A 2,073-nucleotide genomic window follows, 5' to 3' on the forward strand; every position below is an offset into this window, starting at 1 on the left:
TCGCCGGCTACTCGGTGCTCGACGGCGTGGGCGTGCGGGCGTCCGGCACCACCGCCGGCTACCTGGCCTGGATGTCCCTTCTCGACGGCGCGGCGGTGGTGCTGGTGCTCGCCGTGCGGCGCGGCCGCCGGCTGGTCCGCGACTGCCGGGCGGTGTGGCGGGTCGGCGTGGTCAGCGGCGCCGTGGCGACGGCCGCGTACGGCATCGCGGTGTGGGCGCAGGCCCGCACGAGCCTGGCCACCGTCGCGGCGCTGCGCGAGGTGAGCATCCTGTTCGGCGCGCTGATCGGGCTCGTGGTGTTCCGCGAGCCGTTGGGCCTGCGCCGGGTGGCCGGCGCCGCGCTCGTCGTCACCGGCATCGCCCTGCTCACCCTCCTCCCTGGTTGATCAACGCGGAGGGACGGGCCGGCGTCAGTTCTCGGTGCGGCCGAACGTGTGGATCGTCGTACCGCCGCTGGCCCGCAGCCGCGGCAGGTCCTCGACGATCATCGCGGCTGGGTCAGCGTGAACACGAAGACCAGGTCGAAGAACAGCTCAAGGGTGGACACCCGGACGGCCTGGGGCCGGTCCGCCGCCGCCGCGGGCGTCGTCCCGTCGATCTCGGACACGCCCTGAAGCGTACGAGACGCGGGTTTCGGTTGACCGGTGGCTCAGTCCCGGACGACGGGCGGGCCCGTCGGGGCGCGGGTGGGCGTCAGCGTTGCGTGAAATAGAACGCGACGACGCCGCCGAGAAGGGTGCCCATGGTGGCGACCACCGTGCCGAAGAAGCCGATCATGTCCTGGAGCGCCTCCGGGCGCAGCCAGGCGATCATGGTGGCCAGGATGAGCACGGAGAACAGGCAGACCTCGAAGATCAGCAACAGTTGGAGCGCCACCGACCGGACGTGGTCTTGCGGCGGCCCGGCGACCGGCGGCACGAGCCCCCGGGTGCTGGCCTCCCGCTCGTCCGGCTGGCGGGACAGGTCGAGAACCTCATCCTGCACCTCGGGGGTGGTCCGGTTCACCGGGACCACCGTCCGTTTCGGACGCGGGTGGACGCGGCGCGCCGGCGCTTCAGGTATGACGCGAGGAGGGGGAGGGTCCGCCGCTCTGTCTCGGTGGGATCGGTGATGCCGCGCCGTGCAGACTGAGGATCCTCGGCATGGAGGTCGAGTTCTTCCTGCTTGTGCGGCCGGCCCGACCCGTGGTTGCTGGCCATGTCCAGATCATTGCCGCAGAGCCGGCAAAACGTTACCGACCGTCAGGGTAAGGAAAAATGCTGTTATGCCATGATCAGCCCTAATCGGACATCTCAGGAGCCCGGACGTCCGACCCGGTCCGGGGGACGGCGCCCGGGCGGCCGCCCTTACTTCACGAACACGACCTCGCGGGTGCCGGCCTCGGGATCCTCGATGAGCACCCGAGCGCCGCGCTGCTTGCGCACCTCGTGCAGCCACTTCTGGGTCGAGATGGCCCGGCGGAGCTGTTCGGTCACCGACGTGCCCTCCTCCTGAGCCATCTCCTGGAGCGCGCGGACCACCTCTTCGGAGAGGCTGACGGTCAGCTTGATCGTCTTCATGGCGGTCCACCCTTGTTCGCGACGGTGCGTGGTCATCCGTTCATCAGTCTGACCGATCTGCCGTCCTCATGCCAGCCCGAAGCCGGCTTTTTACCGTCTTCCTACCGGATCCGTGCCGGCTCCGCGGGACGACCGAGGTTGGCCGCATGCGGGATACTCGATGTATCCGGCGTACGAAGGTGGCTGATGGAGCACACAGAGGAACGGAACCAGACGCCGGTGACCGTGCTGCGACTCGCCTTCATCGGCCTGGCGGTCGCGGCGCTGCTGCTCGGGTACCACGGCATGGGGATCTATCTGGCCGAGCACCCGGACTACCGCCAGAGCCCGATCGACGTCCTCTACTTCACCCTCCAGCTCTACGTGCTCGACGCCGAGCCGCTGTCCGAGGGCGGCGACCTGCCGTGGCAACTCCAGGTGGCGCGGTTCGCGGCCCCCGCGGTCACCGTGTTCGCGGTGGTCGAGACCGCCCGCGTCCTGCTCACGAGCGAGCTGCACCGGCTCAGCGCCCGCC

Annotated in this window: 5 protein-coding genes; 2 read left to right on the forward strand and 3 right to left on the reverse strand. The window is 70.0% G+C overall.

All coding sequences use genetic code 11. The features are described from left to right. Positions 1-386, forward strand: a 386-nt coding sequence (locus tag VFO68_RS18630; protein ID WP_325159587.1) for an EamA family transporter, incomplete at its 5' end; no start/stop codon positions are given. A 98-nt stretch (positions 387-484) separates the two neighbouring features. Here VFO68_RS18630 and VFO68_RS18635 read toward each other — a convergent pair. From VFO68_RS18635 to VFO68_RS18645, 3 genes are all read right to left on the reverse strand, one after another. Continuing rightward, positions 485-607: a hypothetical protein gene (locus tag VFO68_RS18635; protein WP_325159588.1), complete on the reverse strand. Its 123-nt coding sequence runs from the start codon at positions 605-607 to the stop codon at positions 485-487. An 86-nt stretch (positions 608-693) separates the two neighbouring features. Continuing rightward, positions 694-1,005 (reverse strand): hypothetical protein, encoded by a 312-nt coding sequence (locus VFO68_RS18640; protein ID WP_325159589.1) that lies wholly within the window; start codon positions 1,003-1,005, stop codon positions 694-696. Positions 1,006-1,346: 341 nt separating this feature from the next. Further along, on the reverse strand, positions 1,347-1,559 hold the full coding sequence (locus VFO68_RS18645) for a ribbon-helix-helix protein, CopG family (protein ID WP_325159590.1): 213 nt from the start codon (positions 1,557-1,559) through the stop codon (positions 1,347-1,349). A gap of 186 nt (positions 1,560-1,745) precedes the next feature. On the opposite strand from VFO68_RS18645, the gene VFO68_RS18650 reads away from it, so the two are divergent. Continuing rightward, positions 1,746-2,073: hypothetical protein (locus VFO68_RS18650; protein WP_325159591.1), on the forward strand; the 328-nt coding region annotated here is incomplete at its 3' end.

Origin of the sequence: Actinophytocola sp. (assembly GCF_035712165.1) — a bacterium.
Lineage (GTDB): Bacteria > Actinomycetota > Actinomycetes > Mycobacteriales > Pseudonocardiaceae > DASYTH01.

Coding starts and splice junctions, on each gene's coding strand:
- VFO68_RS18645 (WP_325159590.1), bottom strand. CDS start 1,559: ATGAAGACGATCAAGCTGACCGTCAGCCTCTCCGAAGAGGTGGTCCGC.